Consider the following 15,127-nt stretch of genomic DNA (forward strand, 5'->3'; position numbering starts at 1 on the left):
TCATTTTCATATAAAGGAGATGAATCATGATAATGAAAAATAGGATGTTCAATACCACGAGTGATAAATTTAACTGGATTACGATACCAGAAGCCATAGTGATAGCGACTCAGATACGAAACTCACCGTTAACAGAAGCTGATATTTATCGCTGTGCCTTATACGGCGATATCAACCTTTCGATCTACTTCCAATCTCCAGTCATCTTACGAAGAATCAAAACATCAAATGCTAAGGCAAAACTTAAGCCTATAGGCAACCATTTTATCAGCCAACTATGTATTCTCGAAAAAAACTGTTTCATCAATAACAGAAACTTAATCGTTACCACCGAGGGTAAATACACTTACCCCACTCAACAAGTGATTGATACAACGCTTATCGGCTATGAATACGTTCTGGTTCAACGTTTATTAGCGAGATCTCTGGGTATTCCACTACCCGTAATCGGAGAAAATCACGTTAACTATGGTCTTACTGTCAATATCGGTGACGATTACTTTCAAATATTTGAAAAAATCAGGTATCGCGAAAGGATAAAACAGCAAACCATGAGACTTCCTAAAAATATTGCATCACATATTACTGAAAAAATCCCATATCAGAAAACAAAGCAGTATAGCCATAGAGAATATTTTCCGATTCATTATTTACCAAAGGATGCCTGTTTTGTTATCAAACATGCCGAACTTGAGAAATTAATTAGCATGCCCGTCAAAAACGATACCTCTCAATCCTCCTCGACACGTATATCCACGCCATTATCCAGACTGTTCTGGCTTGCCTGTAAAAACAATGAGGCTATCAGCCCATTAATCAGGCAACCTTATAAGCTTCTGTCCATCTTTGAACAATGGGCATCAGACGAGGGCATGACCGATCGATTCAGCGGCGATACGTTAAAAACGGCGCTTGAACGTGGTTCACCAACGTCCGTTTAGGTACCCCATTAAAATGACATTACACGCTTCAATCTAAAAACCCGTATTAAGGATAGTAGTATCCGTAATACGGGCTCTTCAACTTTCACTCCTTTCCTCACTGTGTTTTTTTGTCATCTCCGGGCATATCCCATTTCTGCACTGGAGGTATTTATGACAGCTCATCAGTTATTACGTCTGAAACAAGTGGAAGTAAAAACAGGTCTGAAACGCTCGCAAATCTACCTGTACATGAAAGAAGGCACCTTTCCCTCTTCAATAAAGATTGGACCTGCCAGCGTAGCTTGGCTGGAATCTGAAATTGACGAATGGATTAACCTCAAATTAGCTAACCGCTTAACGCACTGAAGGGAGACACAGCATTATGTTCCCCTCACTGAATTACGCGGTATTAACAAACGCTCTTGCCGCGCTTAAGGAAGGCAATTTTCGTTATTGTGAAACGTTAGGATTCACATTTGACGAATTAAATACCCTCAATCAGCTATCCCTCGACGAGCTCTTTATCGTCAGCCGTGCATCGGCGCAGTTTATGTCGATCACTGTTCGTCACGACGTTCTAAAACAGATTCTGACGCTGTCCCATCAGGAAGCGCAACGCCAGCAGCAGATAAATCGCGCCGTCAGATTGGGAGGTTCTATAGCACTCCTTAATCATTTTTTTGGCCTCACCTCGAATGAAGTCTGCGCTCGTCGCCGGTTGCTGGGTGTCACCATCCCTTATGGCCGAACGCCTATCCCAGATGAAGCCATTGATGCAGAAATTTGGCTGTCATGGCAAAAGAACCGCTCTGAAAACCTTGATACACCTGATGCGCTGGAAGCAATGATGCAGGTTACTGAATCATTGTCTTCCCGCGAAAAAAGGCTTTCCCTGACTGCCGTTTGGAGCCGTATCACCCTTTGTGAGAAAGAAGCACTGAACAGGAGGACATCGCATGCCAGATGAGATCGATCGCGATCAGGAATTTAATGAGCAACGCCTGGAAGAAATGATTGAACAGAATCGTTTTAAGCCAGCAACCACGCCCTCATTACATTACTGCCGTTTGTGCGGTGAACCCATTCCCGAGCAGCGGAGGAAAACCCTTCCAGGCGTGACAACCTGCACGGAATGCCAAACTATTCTTGAACGCCGTCAGTGCTGATAACAGGATGACATTCGCGCAGAGAAGCTATTTTCTCTGCGCGTTTTTTTATTATCTGAATAAATACCGTGTATATTATCAATAGTGAAATACTGAACGGGAATCCGTCACCATTATTATTTATCTGTATGGGCCCAGACTCGCCCTAGTAGTGTTCTGTGTTAAAACTCGATAGAACCTGACAGTCGGCAACGAGCGAACAGCGGAAGTTCGCAGTTTGATAAAGGCATTCCTTAAATCGTGCCGTGTTAAATAACAGGGAGCAGGTCAATCTCAATCAATATGTTAGCTCTTTCGTGAGCGATAATTTTATGCTGATTTTGTGAGAGTATGTATAGAGATTGAGCTCAGCGCATTACTTGGTCAGTAACATCTACATAACTCTCTCCAAACTGGCAAGTTGTATGCCGGCTTTTAGTCCTTTTTTTACGGTTTTAGCCATGCATGCTGAAGATGCATGATTATGAATGTGCCATCCTCAACCGTACTGACACTACGCCGCCAGCACTGGCGTAGACCTGAGGAAGGTTATGCAACTGCATTAATACGGGCCCAGTAAGCTAGCAGGCGTGACGGGGAGAGCATTGCGCTGTAGTATGAAAAATGCTAAAAAAATTTATACATGATCCTATGGGTATGAATATGAAACTCTTAAAGAATTCGATAATATTTTCAGAAAAACAAAAAGTTGAATTCGCCAACGTAATAAAAAATAATCTCTTCAGCGAGAAACGTAATAAAGTGACAATTTTTTTGTGTGGAGGGGATGTTAACGATAGTAAATATGGACGGTATAAAATTTCTCAAATTTTATCGAGAAATGATAGACTGGAAATTTTCTATCCAGAGGATTTGTTTGATGACCTTCTTGCTGGGCAGGGGCAATATAGTCTTTTAAGTATGGAGAATATGCTCGCTGAATCTGTTGATGCGATAATAATAATCCCTGAAAGTCCCGGTTCATATTCTGAACTTGGGGCTTTTGCAAATAATGAAAAATTAGCATCAAAAATGATATGTGTACAAGATAATAAATTTAGGTTTAAGAAAAGTTTTTTAAATTATGGACCTATACGGTTGCTTAAGAAAAATAGTTCCACATCAGTGCTTAGGTGTGATTTTAACGTCCTTAATGATGCTCTATTAAATGAGGGGTTTTATCAGTCCCTGATGAAAAGCATTAAAATCGTTCAAAAAAAATCACCTGTAAAGAAAAGTGTAGATAATATATTGATGGCGGATAGATTTATCTTGCCATGTATATACCTTATGGATGGTATCAATAATGTATTGCTTTATGATTTGTTAAGTAAAGCTACAGGAAAGGCAAATACATTGTGCGAAATTATCGTCAAATCTGCATTGTCAAAATTAATGAAAGAGCGGGTTATTGTTAGGACATCAGAAGGTTATCATATTACAGACGCTGGTATGGAATATGTACTACTTAGGTTTGATCGACTGGTTTTAGACAAGCTACGACTTGAAATGATGAACTTTGAAAATCGTAGCAATATATCATTGAACTATGGTAGGATTTTCTCAGCACACCCTTAGCGAGTCCCTTGTAAGAGGTGACTGGATAGTGTCTCGCTGTCCTGCATTAAATCTACTGTTTTGGCAGTTTACCTCGAACTCAGAGAACATCTCCCGATGTTCTCTGAGAGCGAGGAAACCTGGTATTTATGACGTAAGGGTGTGCGCATTCATGAACAATTTCTCCAGTACCGACGTTTTTCGCTTACGTAACTTTGGTCTGCCTGTGATGTCTTCACTAACAGATATGTCAAGGGAAATGCGACTGTCTGTCGAACTTTTAACCTTATTAATCACAAGAGCGGATGACTTTTACAAAGTTTATAGTGTACCAAAAACAGGTACAGAAAAAGGTGAAAGGGTGATTTGTCAACCCTCTCGAAGGCTCAAGGCTTTGCAAGCGTGGGTTTTAAGAAATATATTAGACAAACTTAATTCGTCACCTTTTTCAACTGGTTTTGAACGAGGCCAGTCCATAAAAGACAATGCGAACCCACATGTTGGTTCGAACTTTGTATTAAATATTGACTTAGAGGATTTCTTTCCTAGTATTTCTTCTAATAAAATTTATACTGTTTTTAATTCGTTGGGTTATAATAAGTACATATCTTCGGTATTGACAAAAATTTGTTGTTTTAAAAATAAATTACCGCAGGGATCCCCCGCATCGCCTAAATTGGCGAATCTTGTTTGCATGAGGCTTGATCACAGGATTCATGGTTATGCGGGAATACGAGGTATTATCTTTACTCGTTACGCTGACGATATAACTCTTTCAGCTCAGTCGTTAAAGAAAATTGAAAAAGCAAAGGATTTTTTATTTTCAATAATACCTACTGAACAATTAATTGTTAATTATAATAAAGTAATTATTAGTGGACCGAGAAAACAAAAAAAAATCACTGGATTAGTATTATCAATTGATGATGTTGGCATAGGCCGGCAAAAATTCAGAGAAATAAAAAGCAAGATACATTATCTTTCTGTTGGGCGTTCTGAAAATTATGCGCATGTTGGTGGATTGTTGGCTTTTACAAAGAGTGTAGATGAGAAAAACTACAGACGGCTTATTGTTTTTGCGCAAAAATTAAATAAGAAATTTAACCTTGACTTGGATAAGCTATTTAAGCACGGTTAATGCTACCCGTGCGCTTTATAATTGTTATAAACAGTAGGGTCTGAAAGATATAATTTCCGCGTTAGCCCACGCGTTGTCTGCGTGGCTGGCTTCCTCGCTGCGACTCGCTTCATAGGTCAAGCTGTGCCCGCTGCTGGTCATGGTTTTGCGGATCTCCAGAAACGACTGCATGATGTCAGTTGCATCGGCGTCATATTCCAGACACACGCGTAGGATGGTGTCTTTCGCTTTCAGCACCATCGCGATTTTCATTTCAGGCGTGTAGCGGATGGCGTTCGCTACCGGGAAGAACGAGCGCACGAGCTAGTCAACACCCAAGCCGATGCCGGTTGCCTCGATGCCGATATAGTCGACGGTGTATTTTTCAGTGAGCGAACGAATGGCCTCGGCCTGTGCCGCAAAATCCATCCCTTTCAACTGGTGGCGCTCAAGGATGCGGTACTTGCCAGCGGCGGAGCCAGTTCCGCACAGCCTGCGCTGTCGCCGGTGTGTGACGGGTCATTGCCGATCCAGACCGGTCGGCAAATTGTTCAAAGTCCTCCCACTCTTCCATCGCATCGACCATACAGCGCTCAAGGAACGCAAAAAGGGCTATCGCTTCCAGATAGATTTAAACGACGGGGATAATGTTGATATCAGTATCAGCCTACAACGCACCGATCACAACCTCGTCAGGAATGAAAACGGTGCGCTGCACGTCAGCTATGCACCTGAGCCGTCTCTGCCTGAACCGATGACGCGACCGACAACGCTGTGTATTAATGGTGAGCTGGTGAGTAAGTGGGATGAGTGAGTTTAAACCCTTCGACGATAAGCTGGCCGGGTTGATTGGTGCGCAGTCCCCGGAGGGACGGCGAAGGAGCTACGCAGGTCGCAACAGCAGCGTATTAAGCAGCAAAAAGGTCCTGATGGTATGCCGTATCAGGCTAGAAAGCACCAGCCAAATGGGCGAATCAAAAGGGCAATGTTCCAGAAGCTGCGAACGAGCCGCTACATGACAGCCAGTGGTCGCAATGATGCCGTAACGGTGGAGTTTACCGGCAAGGTGCAGCGAATTGTATAGATTCATCAGTTCGTACTAAAAGACCGGCCAAGCAAACATACCCAGTCTATGCAATAGACCCAACGTCAGTTGCTAGGTTTTAGCACTAACGATAAACAATTAATTATCGAGCTAACTATTCAGCATTTGAATCGCTAAATTTCATGCTCCTCGCTAACTACGACACCAATACGCGGTAGTACTAAAGTAGCATGATTTTCCAGATTTAACTTTTTAATGACTTGACTAATGCATGCAAGTTGTTGAATCATATGAAGCATAACTGATGTCGGCTGTCGAGAGTATGCAAGTAGAGTTAACGCCGCTTCTAGCGTCACAAGTGTGAGAAAAGCAAGGGGAGTAATCTATTACTCCCAAACTTTTGATGTACTTCCCACGTGTGTATCTCTATTTTTTAACTAAAACATACTGCTTTTTTATTTATTGCTAGATAAGTAAAGTGCGTAAGAGAATCTTAAGCCAAATTTCCCAGCGCGCATACATACTAGAAATAATAGGAAAGAAATCATAGTAATAAAAGTTGGGGTTACGAGATGAAATATTGGTGGGAGTCGGTGAGAACTACAGCGTATTGGAGATATGCTTTGTTTTCAGGCGAGGCATTAGCAAAGTTTTTTTCTGCCCTTGGCGTGTTGTATTTGTTAATTAATTTAGCTGATACTTTTAAAATTTACGAGAAAGGGCAGTATAGCAATTATGGGGTTTTCATTCTTATAGCCTTAGCCATTATCTTTGTGATATTTACACGGCGCCCGGTGTCACGCGTGTCTTATAAAGTACCTAAGAAAGATTATTCATTTGAAGTGAAAATAAGTGATTTATTTAAGGAGAGTGGCGAGATAATAATTAGCTCAAATACCACATTTGATACTGATATGAGTTCAGGTCTAATATCTACAGGTAGTTTGCAGGGCCAATTTGCAACTCAGTTTTTTAATGGGCAAACAATAGAAATAGATCGGCAGATTGAAGAATCACTTGCGAGTGAAAAATATATAGAAATTGATGGCAAGCCCGGTAAACGAAAAAAATATCCTCTTGGTACTGTGGCGCGCGTATCAGCGCATGGCAAGAATTTCTATTTTGTCGCGATGTCAGATATTAATCCTGAAGGAACAGCATTTTCAAATGGAAGAATGCTGGACGAGGCTCTTGAAGGTCTATGGTCAAATATGGCTCGAAAAGGGGAATTAGGTGATGTGATTATGCCTCTGATGGGGACAGGAAGAGGACGGGTGGCTATACCTAGAAAGAAAATAATAGAGCGCATTGCTCAATCTTTTGCCGATGCGGCTCAAGAACGGGTGTTTTCCAATAAGTTATCTATCATAGTCCGACCTGAGGATGCATCAAAGTTCTCTTTAAATTTATTCCAAGTGAGAGACTATCTAAGTCAGAGTCTTAATGCTTAATTACATCAGCATTATTAACGTAGTAATATGAAGTCACTGTGATCTACAGTTATTGGAGGAAAATATGGCTTACAGAAATGGAAATTATATAGCGTTCGATGGCTTAGGTGAAACTGATCCAACAAAATCGGACTTTCGTTATTATGCCTCAATTCAGGCATGGGCAGCGGGTAAGGGACACGATTTTAAATATGTAGACAGTCACGATAAAACTTTCGCAGTACGAGATTCTAGTCTAAGAGCAACACTCGAAGCGCGTATTCGGGACCGTCTTGCTGCATCAAAAAATATTGTTATCATCTTAAGTGATAAAACACGCCAGACTGGGAGTATGCTTTCATATGAAATTGAGAAGGCTGTCGACACCTACGAACTTCCACTAATCTGCGCTTATACAGATTTAAATCAAATGTTGGTCCCTTCCGCATGGAGCAATCGCTGGCCTCTTGCACTCAAAGATCGTATAGAAAATGGAAGTGCTAGGGCTATCCATATCCCATTCAAAAAATTAGCTTTACTAGATGCACTAACCCATACCGTGCATAGCCATAGTTTAGAAAGTGGGTTGCACTATTATTCTCCTGAGGCTCATCTTGAATTCGGGTGCGTGGATTAACAGGAATACATATTTTCGGCAATGTAATCAATCAATTGAAAATGAAAGCCCACATTGTGTAAAATCATTGCAGAGAAGATGCATCAGGACTGGTCGCCGGAACAAATCGCCGGTTGGCTGAAACGATGTTATCCGGATAATCAGGAAATGCATGTGTCACACGAAACGATTTATAAAACGCTTTTTATACAAACCCGGGGAGCATTAAAAAAAACTATAGCAATGCATCAGAAGCGGAAGAGCTGTGCGTAGATCCATAACGTCATAGCTTAAAGGGAAAGGACTAGGGTCAATCCCGGATGCGATACCTATCAGCGAAAGGCCACCTGAAGCCGCAGACAGAGCCATACCGGGTCACTGGGAAGGTGACCTGATCCAGGGTTCGAAAAACTCCTATATCGTCACCTTTGTAGAACGCCATTCCCGTTTTGTTATGCTGGCCAGAATCAGGGACAACAAGACCATAACGGTTATATCTGCACTCATCAAACAAGCTCAGGAATTACCTGTTGAGCTTTATAAAACATTAACATGGGATCGTGATGCTGAAATGACCAGCCACACCCGATTTACTGTAACGACAGACATTCAGATTTATTTCTGTGATCCGCAATCTCCCTAGCAACGTGGCTCAAATGAAAATACGAACATATTGCTCAGACAATATATTCTAAAAGGAACTGACATATCGGTTCACAGCTAGAAAAGACTTAACAGTGTTGCCAGGCAGCTCAACGAAAGGCCGAGAAAAACGCTAGACTATGAATCACCCGCAGAGCGGTTCAATAAGTGTGTTGCATCCATCGGTTGAACTCACAGCACAAAGCTGCCTGTCAGATTAGGTATGTCCATGGGCTACAAAGCACCAGTTCTAATCTAATTCATCCCTTCACAAATAATTATCACGCTACTCACTTTCTCTCTCATTTCCTTTTTGATTTTAGCATTTCCCTCCCAACGCCAATATCGCACGCTAATCGCGTCACCTTCTACTGGCGAGCTTTATGGACGTTTATTCGTCCGGGCCGAGTATTGCTCTTTAAAAAGATGAGTCGGGCTGTCACGCAACCACAATTCAGGGTGCCGCTGAATGTTCTCGCTGACCCGTTGAAACCGGAATGCAGAATCGGGATGTGATCGATTGAGTTAATTCGTCATGACACTTTATTAAAGGAAATAGTATGAGAAAACCTACCTATCACGTATTTGTCACGCAAGAAAGCCAACCCGATGCCAGCAGAGAAAAGAACACGTACTGGACAAAAGTCGGCGTAGCGTTCGCTCATAACGGCAAACCTGGATTGAACATCGTACTGACACCCGGTATTGCTGTCTCCGGTAAGCTAGTGCTCCTTGAGCCGAAAGACGATAGCGACATACCGCAAGCCCCCCAGCACGATTAACACTCTCCTCTCCTTTTCTTTGCTACCGACTATCTGATAGCTAGGTGTGGTTCGACTTTTTATCGAGGCAAACATGCTTTCACCCACTGCTTTTATGGCGGCGGCCATGCAGTGTGCCGCCACGATTCACCCATCCACCGCGTCTGATGTGGCGAAAGTGGAATCCAGCTTTAATCCTTACGCAGTCGCTGAGATTGTGCCAAAGAAAGAGAGAATACCCGGCAGTGTAGGTGTCATTTCTCATCAGCCCACCAGCAAGCAAGCTGCCGTCAACATCATCAAACAGGTAGCAGCAAAAGGTAGCCGCTATTCGGTCGGGCTGATGCAAATCACCAGTACCAACTTCCGCCATTATGGCGTGACGTCCCATGACTTGTTAGACCCCTGCACTAATCTGTCCGTTTTTGAACGCATCCTCACCGACTGCTACCAGCGAGGCGGCACGTTGAAAAGAGCACTCAGTTGTTACTATTCCGGCAATTTCGATACGGGTCAGCAGCCAGAATCCGCCTTTAACCAAACCAGTTATATCCAGCGTATTGGCTATGTGGTCCCGTCTACGCGGGAAGATCTCAAGCGTAGTACCACCAGCCAATCCACTTCAGAGATTCATTATCCGACCACCGTCCTGCGCGGCGAACTCTCCGATAAATCCATACCGGTTTTGACTTCCCTGCACTATCCCAACGCCATCATTCGTGGCGATGTATCCCTACCTGTAATTAATGAGGAGAAATGACGATGCAAACACATAAATACTGGCCTGCGTTTTCTTCCCTGTTGATATCAACCCAGACGCTGGCAGCAGGGAGCGGGTTTAATAAAGCCAACGATACGCTGAGTAATACCTCCACCGGCTTGCTCGGGCTGGCCGCCGTTACGATCACGCTGGCAACCATGTGGGTGGGTTACAAGGTGTTGTTTGATGGTAAAAGCCTGCATGACATGCGCAACGTCATTATCGGAGCCATCCTGATTGTCGGCGCATCGGGCTTTGGTGCCTATTGGGCATCCTAGGGGGAGTCGATGACCACCTTGAACAAAGCACTGACCCGCCCTGCCGCCATTATGGGTATCCCTCTTGTCCCGTTCGTGATCGTCAGCGGGGCTATCGTCCTGCTGTCGGTTTACACCAGCTATTACCTTTCACTGTTACTGATCCCAGCCTGGCTGGAAATGAAGGCAAAAGCTCGAACGGATATTCATTATTTCGGACTGCTGTGGCTGGCTTTTAAAACCCGTGGGCGATTTGCCACTAATAGCCATTTTGGTGCCAGTGCCCTGCTGGCAAGCCATTATGAAGCCGTCGATGTTTCGGAGTTTACCGATAAGATGAAATTAAACGAGCGCATCACGCTGGATAAATACATTCCTTACTCCTCCCACATTCATCCTCACATCATAAGAAATCGCGCCGGTGATTTAGTCGCTAGCTGGGAATTGGGCGGTACTGTGTTTGAATGTGAGGATGAACATCATCTGACATTGCTGACAAGCCACCTTAACAACCTGATCCGCTCGTATGAAGGGCTACCGATCACCTTCTATATTCACCGCATACGGGAGCAATATCAGGATGGCTTTGAGGCCAGTTCGGGCATCCCCTTTTCGGATGAAGTTACTGAACACTATTACCAGCCACTAAAAGAGAAACCGCTTTGGCGACACCGGCTGTTTTTTACCGTCTGTTATGTCCCGTTCTCCACGCTGGAGAAAAAAATCATGAAGACGCAGCCAGCCGGAAAAAGGAAAGCGGCGCTAGATGATGCCATGAAAGGGATGCTGGAACACCATGAAGCCATCCACACCGCCCTGTCACGTTACGTGGCAACACCATTGGGCCTCTATGAGGAAAAAGGTCGGGTTTACTCTTCGCAACTGGCTTTCTACCATCGCCTGATTACCAGCAAATGGCAGAACGTGGCGGTGACGCGCACACCGTTTTATCACACACTCAGCACGCCGGATGTGTTCTTCACTACCGATACCGCCGAATGTCAGACGGTCGGCGGTTCCCGCTTCTTCCGCAGTCTGGAAATTAAAGACTATTCACCGGAGACCTATACCGGCCTGCTCGATGCGCTGCTGTATGCCGAAAGCGAGTATGTACTGACGCAGTCTTTTACCTGTATGGCACGGAATGAAGCGCAAAATCATATCCGACTGGCGGAAAAACGGCTGAATTCAACCGACGATGACGCCATTTCACAGCGTGAGGAATTGATCGTCTTACGCGATCTGCTCCAGTCCGGGCATATATCTTGCGGCAAGTATCACTTTTCCCTTCTGGTCTCGTCGGCCAGTGCCGATCAAGTGATAAAGGAGACTAATACGCTGGCCCAGCCTTTTAACGATCTCGGCATCATGACATCCCTGTCTACGTTGTCGTTACCTGCCGCCTATCTGGCTCAACTTCCCGGCGTGTATACGTTACGCCCCCGTCTGGTGGTGGTGAGTAGCCAGAATTACGCGGATATGGGGAGTCTGCATAACTTTCATCCTCACAAGCGTAACGGCAATCCGTGGGGTGAGGCTATCGCCATCCTAAAATCCCCCGGTGGTGGCGGTTACTATCTGAACCTGCATGACAGTCAGGCAGGACGAAATGACTTCAATGAGAAAACACCGGGTAATACCGCCATCATCGGTAAAACCGGTTCAGGAAAGACCCTGCTGATGACGATGATGAAACAGTTAGTGCAGAAGTACCGCAATCCAGCAACATTTTCCGCCTCTGCCACCATCAAACGGCTGACCACCGTTTACTTTGATAAAGACAGAGCGGCGGAGATGTCGATCCGCCAGATGGGAGGTCGCTATTTCCGTATCCGGACCGGTATCCCTACCGGATTCAACCCATTTTCACTTGCTCCTACTCGACGAAATATCAGCTTTATCAAGCGGCTGATCCGCATGCTGTGCAGTCGTGGCGGTAAGCCACTCGATCCCCGCGATGAAGAGCGTATCAGCACTGCGGTGGATACCATTATGCTGGACTACCCGCCGGAATATCGCCGTTATGGTATTACCCGACTGGTGGAAGTGTTGCCCGAACCACCGACTAAAGAGGCTCGGACTAACGGCCTGCGTATACGCCTGAAACAGTGGGCGCAAGGCGGTGAATTCGGCTGGGTGTTCGATAACGAGGAGGACACCTTCAACATCAGCAATATTGATAACTTTGGTATCGACGGCACGGAATTTCTGGATGACGACGACATTCGCGGGCCGATCACCTTTTACCTGCTGTACCGCGTCACCAGCCTGTTAGATGGTCGCCGACTGGTGATGTTCATGGATGAGTTCTGGAAATGGCTGGCGGATGTCGAGTTTTCTAAATTCTCCCTCAATATGCTCAAGGTGATCCGCAAACTGAACGGCATTTTTATCCCCGCTACCCAATCGCCCGATGAAATCGTCAGGCATCCCATCGCTCCGGCGATTATTGAGCAGTGCAGCACGCAAATCTTTCTCGCTAACCCCAAAGCCAGCCATGCGGATTACGTGGAGAAAATGAAAGTCCCTGAAAGCGTTTACGACATTGTCCGCAGTCTCGATCCGAGCGAACACTATATGGTTATCCTGAAAACACCGCTGCGTGCTGGTGAAACTCGTCCGTTTGTCGCCATGGCAAGAATGGATTTATCGGGGCTCGGTAACATCACCAAAATCCTGAGCGGCAGTGAAGACAACCTGAAAATATTTGATGCCATTTATCAGGAAGGCATGTCACCCACCGACTGGAAAGAAACGTTCCTTAACCACGCAATCTGATATTCACCTCGGAGGTCATCACCATGCAAACCAGAAAGATGAGTCTGGCGTTATCGCTATTGATGTCTACACCAGCGATAAGCGCCGGTATCCCGGTATTTGATGCCGCCAGTAATACCGAGTCGATTAACCAATGGGTACAGAAACTCCAGCAATGGCAGGAAACGGTCACTCACTATAAAAGCGAGATTGACGCTTATAAGCAGCAATTAGCGACCGCAACAGGCATACGGGATATTCAGGGATTTCTCCTCGAGGCGAAAAGCCTGAAAAACGATATCGAACATCTCCGTAAAAATGGTATTTCACTGGATGACCTGCTGACCAACTCAAACGGTTATTACTCTTCTGACCTTCAGCTCCTATATAACAAATATCAATCGTTCGATATTTGTAATCAATCCAGTTCATCGCAACGTTATCTGGAAAGTTGCAAACAACTTGTTCTCAATCAGGCGGTCTCGATTGAGAATACCAGCGATGTTCAAAACAAGATTAATAGCACATTAAACGATATATCAGACTTATCCGACCGCATAGCCAACGCCAAAGACTCGAAAGAGTCACAGGACCTGGCTAACGCGGTGGCAGCCAAAAGCGTACAATTGAACGCATTAACCAGCCAATGGGAAATGTCAGTCAAGCAGGCTGAACAGCGTGCCGTGATGTTGACTCAACAGCGGCAAAAAGCATTCAATGAACAACAACTCGTCTCCCCGATTCCTGACTTTAATTATTGAGAGGGTAAGAATGAAAACGTCACTTTGCATTTTTACAGTTATGTTAGGCTCATTATTTCTGTCGGGGTGTGATAACCCGAAATCAACGCAATGGTACAAAGAACATCCGGATGAAATGAACCAGCGATATAAAGCGTGTGAATCATCCGGCGATGACTCCCAAGATTGCAAAAATGCACGAGCAGCGCGATTTGAACTCCGTCAGGAAAATGCCAAGGTTCCCGATTTGAATTAAAGGGGTCATCTATGTCAGGTGGTATGTTTGTTGGAATGAACAACACGATCACTGACGGATTACATGCCGTACTGCGGGGACAAACCTCCGTGTACGGCGATATGGTAAGCATTATTGCCGTCAGTTCCTTCACGTTATTTGTCACGTATCGGGGTTATCAAACCCTGGCTGGAAAACTACAAACACCAGTAGAAGATGTCATATGGGATGTCGGGCGGATGCTGCTAATCATGACATTCGTTTTAAATCTCGATGGCTGGCTGGATTTAGCCATTTCTGCCATTAACGGATTAACTGACGGCGTCAGCGGGGATAACAATGTCTGGGTGTTACTGGATACCGTCTGGGCGAAAGCGCAAACGATAGGGCAAAAGCTTTATCAACAAGATGATTCCACCTATGTAAAACTCAATGGCGGTATTGCCCAACTTCTGGTCTGGGGAGGTGCAATCGTCACCCTGCTCTTTGGTTCAGCGGTTAATCTGTTAGCCGGAATTATCATTGTATTAATGACCACCACCGCACCACTATTTATTTTCTGCCTGCTGTATGGATTCCTTATTCCAATGTTTAACAACTGGCTGAAAATTATTTTCACGGTGATCCTGACGATTATGTTTTCCGCGTTATCCATCAGGATTGTCATCAATTATCTCAATAGCCTATTAGATAAAGCGGTTAATTTTGCAGATAGCGCCAACATCATCACACTGGGTGTTCAGTGCTGCGTTGCTGGAGTCATTTCAGGCATCATTATCTGGTTTTCAGCAAAAATCGCGAATGCATTAAGCGGCGTCGCCGTTCAGGTCGCACTACAGGGTGCCGCTATGGGCGGTCTACGTGGGCTGGCGAAACCCTCTTCTGATGCAGCGAAACCGGTCATGAAAGCCGGTGCGGCGGGTGCCCGGTTAGCGGCAAAAGCGGGCGTCAACGCCGCTACTGCAACAGGTTCACTTATCGCCGCAGGCACCAGCAAAGCCCTATCCGCATGGCAAAAACGTGCGGCGTCTATCGATAGCATGAAGCGTTTCAACCAACAGCGTAACCGCTAATTACCTCCTAACACAACCTTTCCACCGCGTGCCGTGGCAACCACTACCGGTACGGCATTTCTGTCTTCG

General features: G+C 44.9%; 15 protein-coding genes and 4 pseudogenes. 18 read left to right on the forward strand and 1 reads right to left on the reverse strand.

Translation table 11 applies throughout. The features are described 5' to 3' along the window. Nucleotides 1-26: 26 nt before the first annotated feature. The 6 genes from CLR69_RS08755 (at nt 27) to CLR69_RS08780 (ending at nt 4,763) form a co-directional block, all read left to right on the forward strand. A complete protein-coding gene (locus tag CLR69_RS08755) occupies nt 27-941 on the forward strand; it encodes a hypothetical protein (RefSeq protein WP_129713311.1) in 915 nt (304 codons plus the stop codon). A gap of 153 nt (nt 942-1,094) precedes the next feature. Further along, on the forward strand, nt 1,095-1,289 hold the full coding sequence (locus CLR69_RS08760) for an AlpA family transcriptional regulator (protein ID WP_129713312.1): 195 nt from the start codon (nt 1,095-1,097) through the stop codon (nt 1,287-1,289). A gap of 16 nt (nt 1,290-1,305) precedes the next feature. Beyond that, the gene (locus CLR69_RS08765) at nt 1,306-1,890 is read left to right on the forward strand and encodes a DUF2857 domain-containing protein (RefSeq protein WP_129713313.1); all 585 of its coding nucleotides are present in this window, start codon (nt 1,306-1,308) and stop codon (nt 1,888-1,890) included. After that, complete coding sequence (locus CLR69_RS08770) at nt 1,880-2,089, forward strand: TraR/DksA family transcriptional regulator (RefSeq protein WP_129713314.1); 210 nt, start codon at nt 1,880-1,882, stop codon at nt 2,087-2,089. Before CLR69_RS08765 ends, CLR69_RS08770 begins: the two co-directional genes overlap by 11 nt. A 642-nt stretch (nt 2,090-2,731) precedes the next feature. Beyond that, entirely contained in the window at nt 2,732-3,646 is a 915-nt protein-coding gene (locus tag CLR69_RS08775; protein ID WP_197730541.1) for a retron St85 family effector protein, read from the forward strand. 151 nt (nt 3,647-3,797) lie between these two features. Continuing rightward, nucleotides 3,798-4,763 (forward strand): retron St85 family RNA-directed DNA polymerase, encoded by a 966-nt coding sequence (locus CLR69_RS08780; protein WP_129713315.1) that lies wholly within the window; start codon nt 3,798-3,800, stop codon nt 4,761-4,763. Between the two features lie 24 nt (nt 4,764-4,787). On the opposite strand, the pseudogene CLR69_RS08785 reads toward CLR69_RS08780, so the two are convergent. Further along, a pseudogene (locus tag CLR69_RS08785) lies at nt 4,788-5,349 on the reverse strand (phage terminase large subunit family protein); the annotation flags it as partial. On the opposite strand from CLR69_RS08785, the pseudogene CLR69_RS08790 reads away from it, so the two are divergent. The 12 genes and pseudogenes from CLR69_RS08790 to CLR69_RS08845 form a co-directional block, all read left to right on the forward strand. Next, nucleotides 5,344-5,556, forward strand: a pseudogene (locus tag CLR69_RS08790) (phage tail protein); the annotation flags it as partial. The pseudogenes CLR69_RS08785 and CLR69_RS08790 sit on opposite strands and share 6 nt — an antisense overlap. Further along, nucleotides 5,549-5,964: pseudogene (locus CLR69_RS08795) on the forward strand (phage virion morphogenesis protein). The pseudogenes CLR69_RS08790 and CLR69_RS08795, both read left to right, overlap by 8 nt. A gap of 395 nt (nt 5,965-6,359) precedes the next feature. Next, nucleotides 6,360-7,238, forward strand: coding sequence for a macro domain-containing protein (locus CLR69_RS08800; protein WP_129713316.1), 879 nt, complete (start codon nt 6,360-6,362; stop codon nt 7,236-7,238). Nucleotides 7,239-7,302: 64 nt separating this feature from the next. Continuing rightward, nucleotides 7,303-7,854, forward strand: a complete 552-nt coding sequence (locus CLR69_RS08805) for a TIR domain-containing protein (RefSeq protein ID WP_129713317.1) — start codon at nt 7,303-7,305, stop codon at nt 7,852-7,854. A gap of 48 nt (nt 7,855-7,902) precedes the next feature. Continuing rightward, a pseudogene (locus CLR69_RS08810) lies at nt 7,903-8,665 on the forward strand (IS30 family transposase); the annotation flags it as partial. A 370-nt stretch (nt 8,666-9,035) separates the two neighbouring features. Then, nucleotides 9,036-9,257, forward strand: a complete 222-nt coding sequence (locus CLR69_RS08815) for a hypothetical protein (RefSeq protein ID WP_116362948.1) — start codon at nt 9,036-9,038, stop codon at nt 9,255-9,257. Between the two features lie 73 nt (nt 9,258-9,330). After that, nucleotides 9,331-9,996, forward strand: a complete 666-nt coding sequence (locus CLR69_RS08820) for a lytic transglycosylase domain-containing protein (RefSeq protein ID WP_129713318.1) — start codon at nt 9,331-9,333, stop codon at nt 9,994-9,996. Further along, the gene (locus CLR69_RS08825) at nt 9,993-10,274 is read left to right on the forward strand and encodes a TrbC/VirB2 family protein (RefSeq protein WP_103162940.1); all 282 of its coding nucleotides are present in this window, start codon (nt 9,993-9,995) and stop codon (nt 10,272-10,274) included. Before CLR69_RS08820 ends, CLR69_RS08825 begins: the two co-directional genes overlap by 4 nt. Nucleotides 10,275-10,283: 9 nt before the next feature. Continuing rightward, complete coding sequence (locus CLR69_RS08830) at nt 10,284-13,031, forward strand: VirB4 family type IV secretion/conjugal transfer ATPase (RefSeq protein WP_129713319.1); 2,748 nt, start codon at nt 10,284-10,286, stop codon at nt 13,029-13,031. A 23-nt stretch (nt 13,032-13,054) separates the two neighbouring features. Further along, a complete protein-coding gene (locus tag CLR69_RS08835; RefSeq protein ID WP_129713320.1) occupies nt 13,055-13,771 on the forward strand; it encodes a TrbJ/VirB5 family protein in 717 nt (238 codons plus the stop codon). 10 nt (nt 13,772-13,781) lie between these two features. Then, nucleotides 13,782-14,006, forward strand: a complete 225-nt coding sequence (locus CLR69_RS08840) for an EexN family lipoprotein (RefSeq protein ID WP_129713321.1) — start codon at nt 13,782-13,784, stop codon at nt 14,004-14,006. 11 nt (nt 14,007-14,017) lie between these two features. Next, nucleotides 14,018-15,058, forward strand: coding sequence for a TrbL/VirB6 family protein (locus CLR69_RS08845; protein ID WP_129713322.1), 1,041 nt, complete (start codon nt 14,018-14,020; stop codon nt 15,056-15,058). The last annotated feature ends 69 nt before the right edge of the window (nt 15,059-15,127 follow it).

The sequence above is a fragment of the Pectobacterium zantedeschiae genome (assembly GCF_004137795.1).
In the GTDB taxonomy this organism is placed as follows: domain Bacteria; phylum Pseudomonadota; class Gammaproteobacteria; order Enterobacterales; family Enterobacteriaceae; genus Pectobacterium; species Pectobacterium zantedeschiae.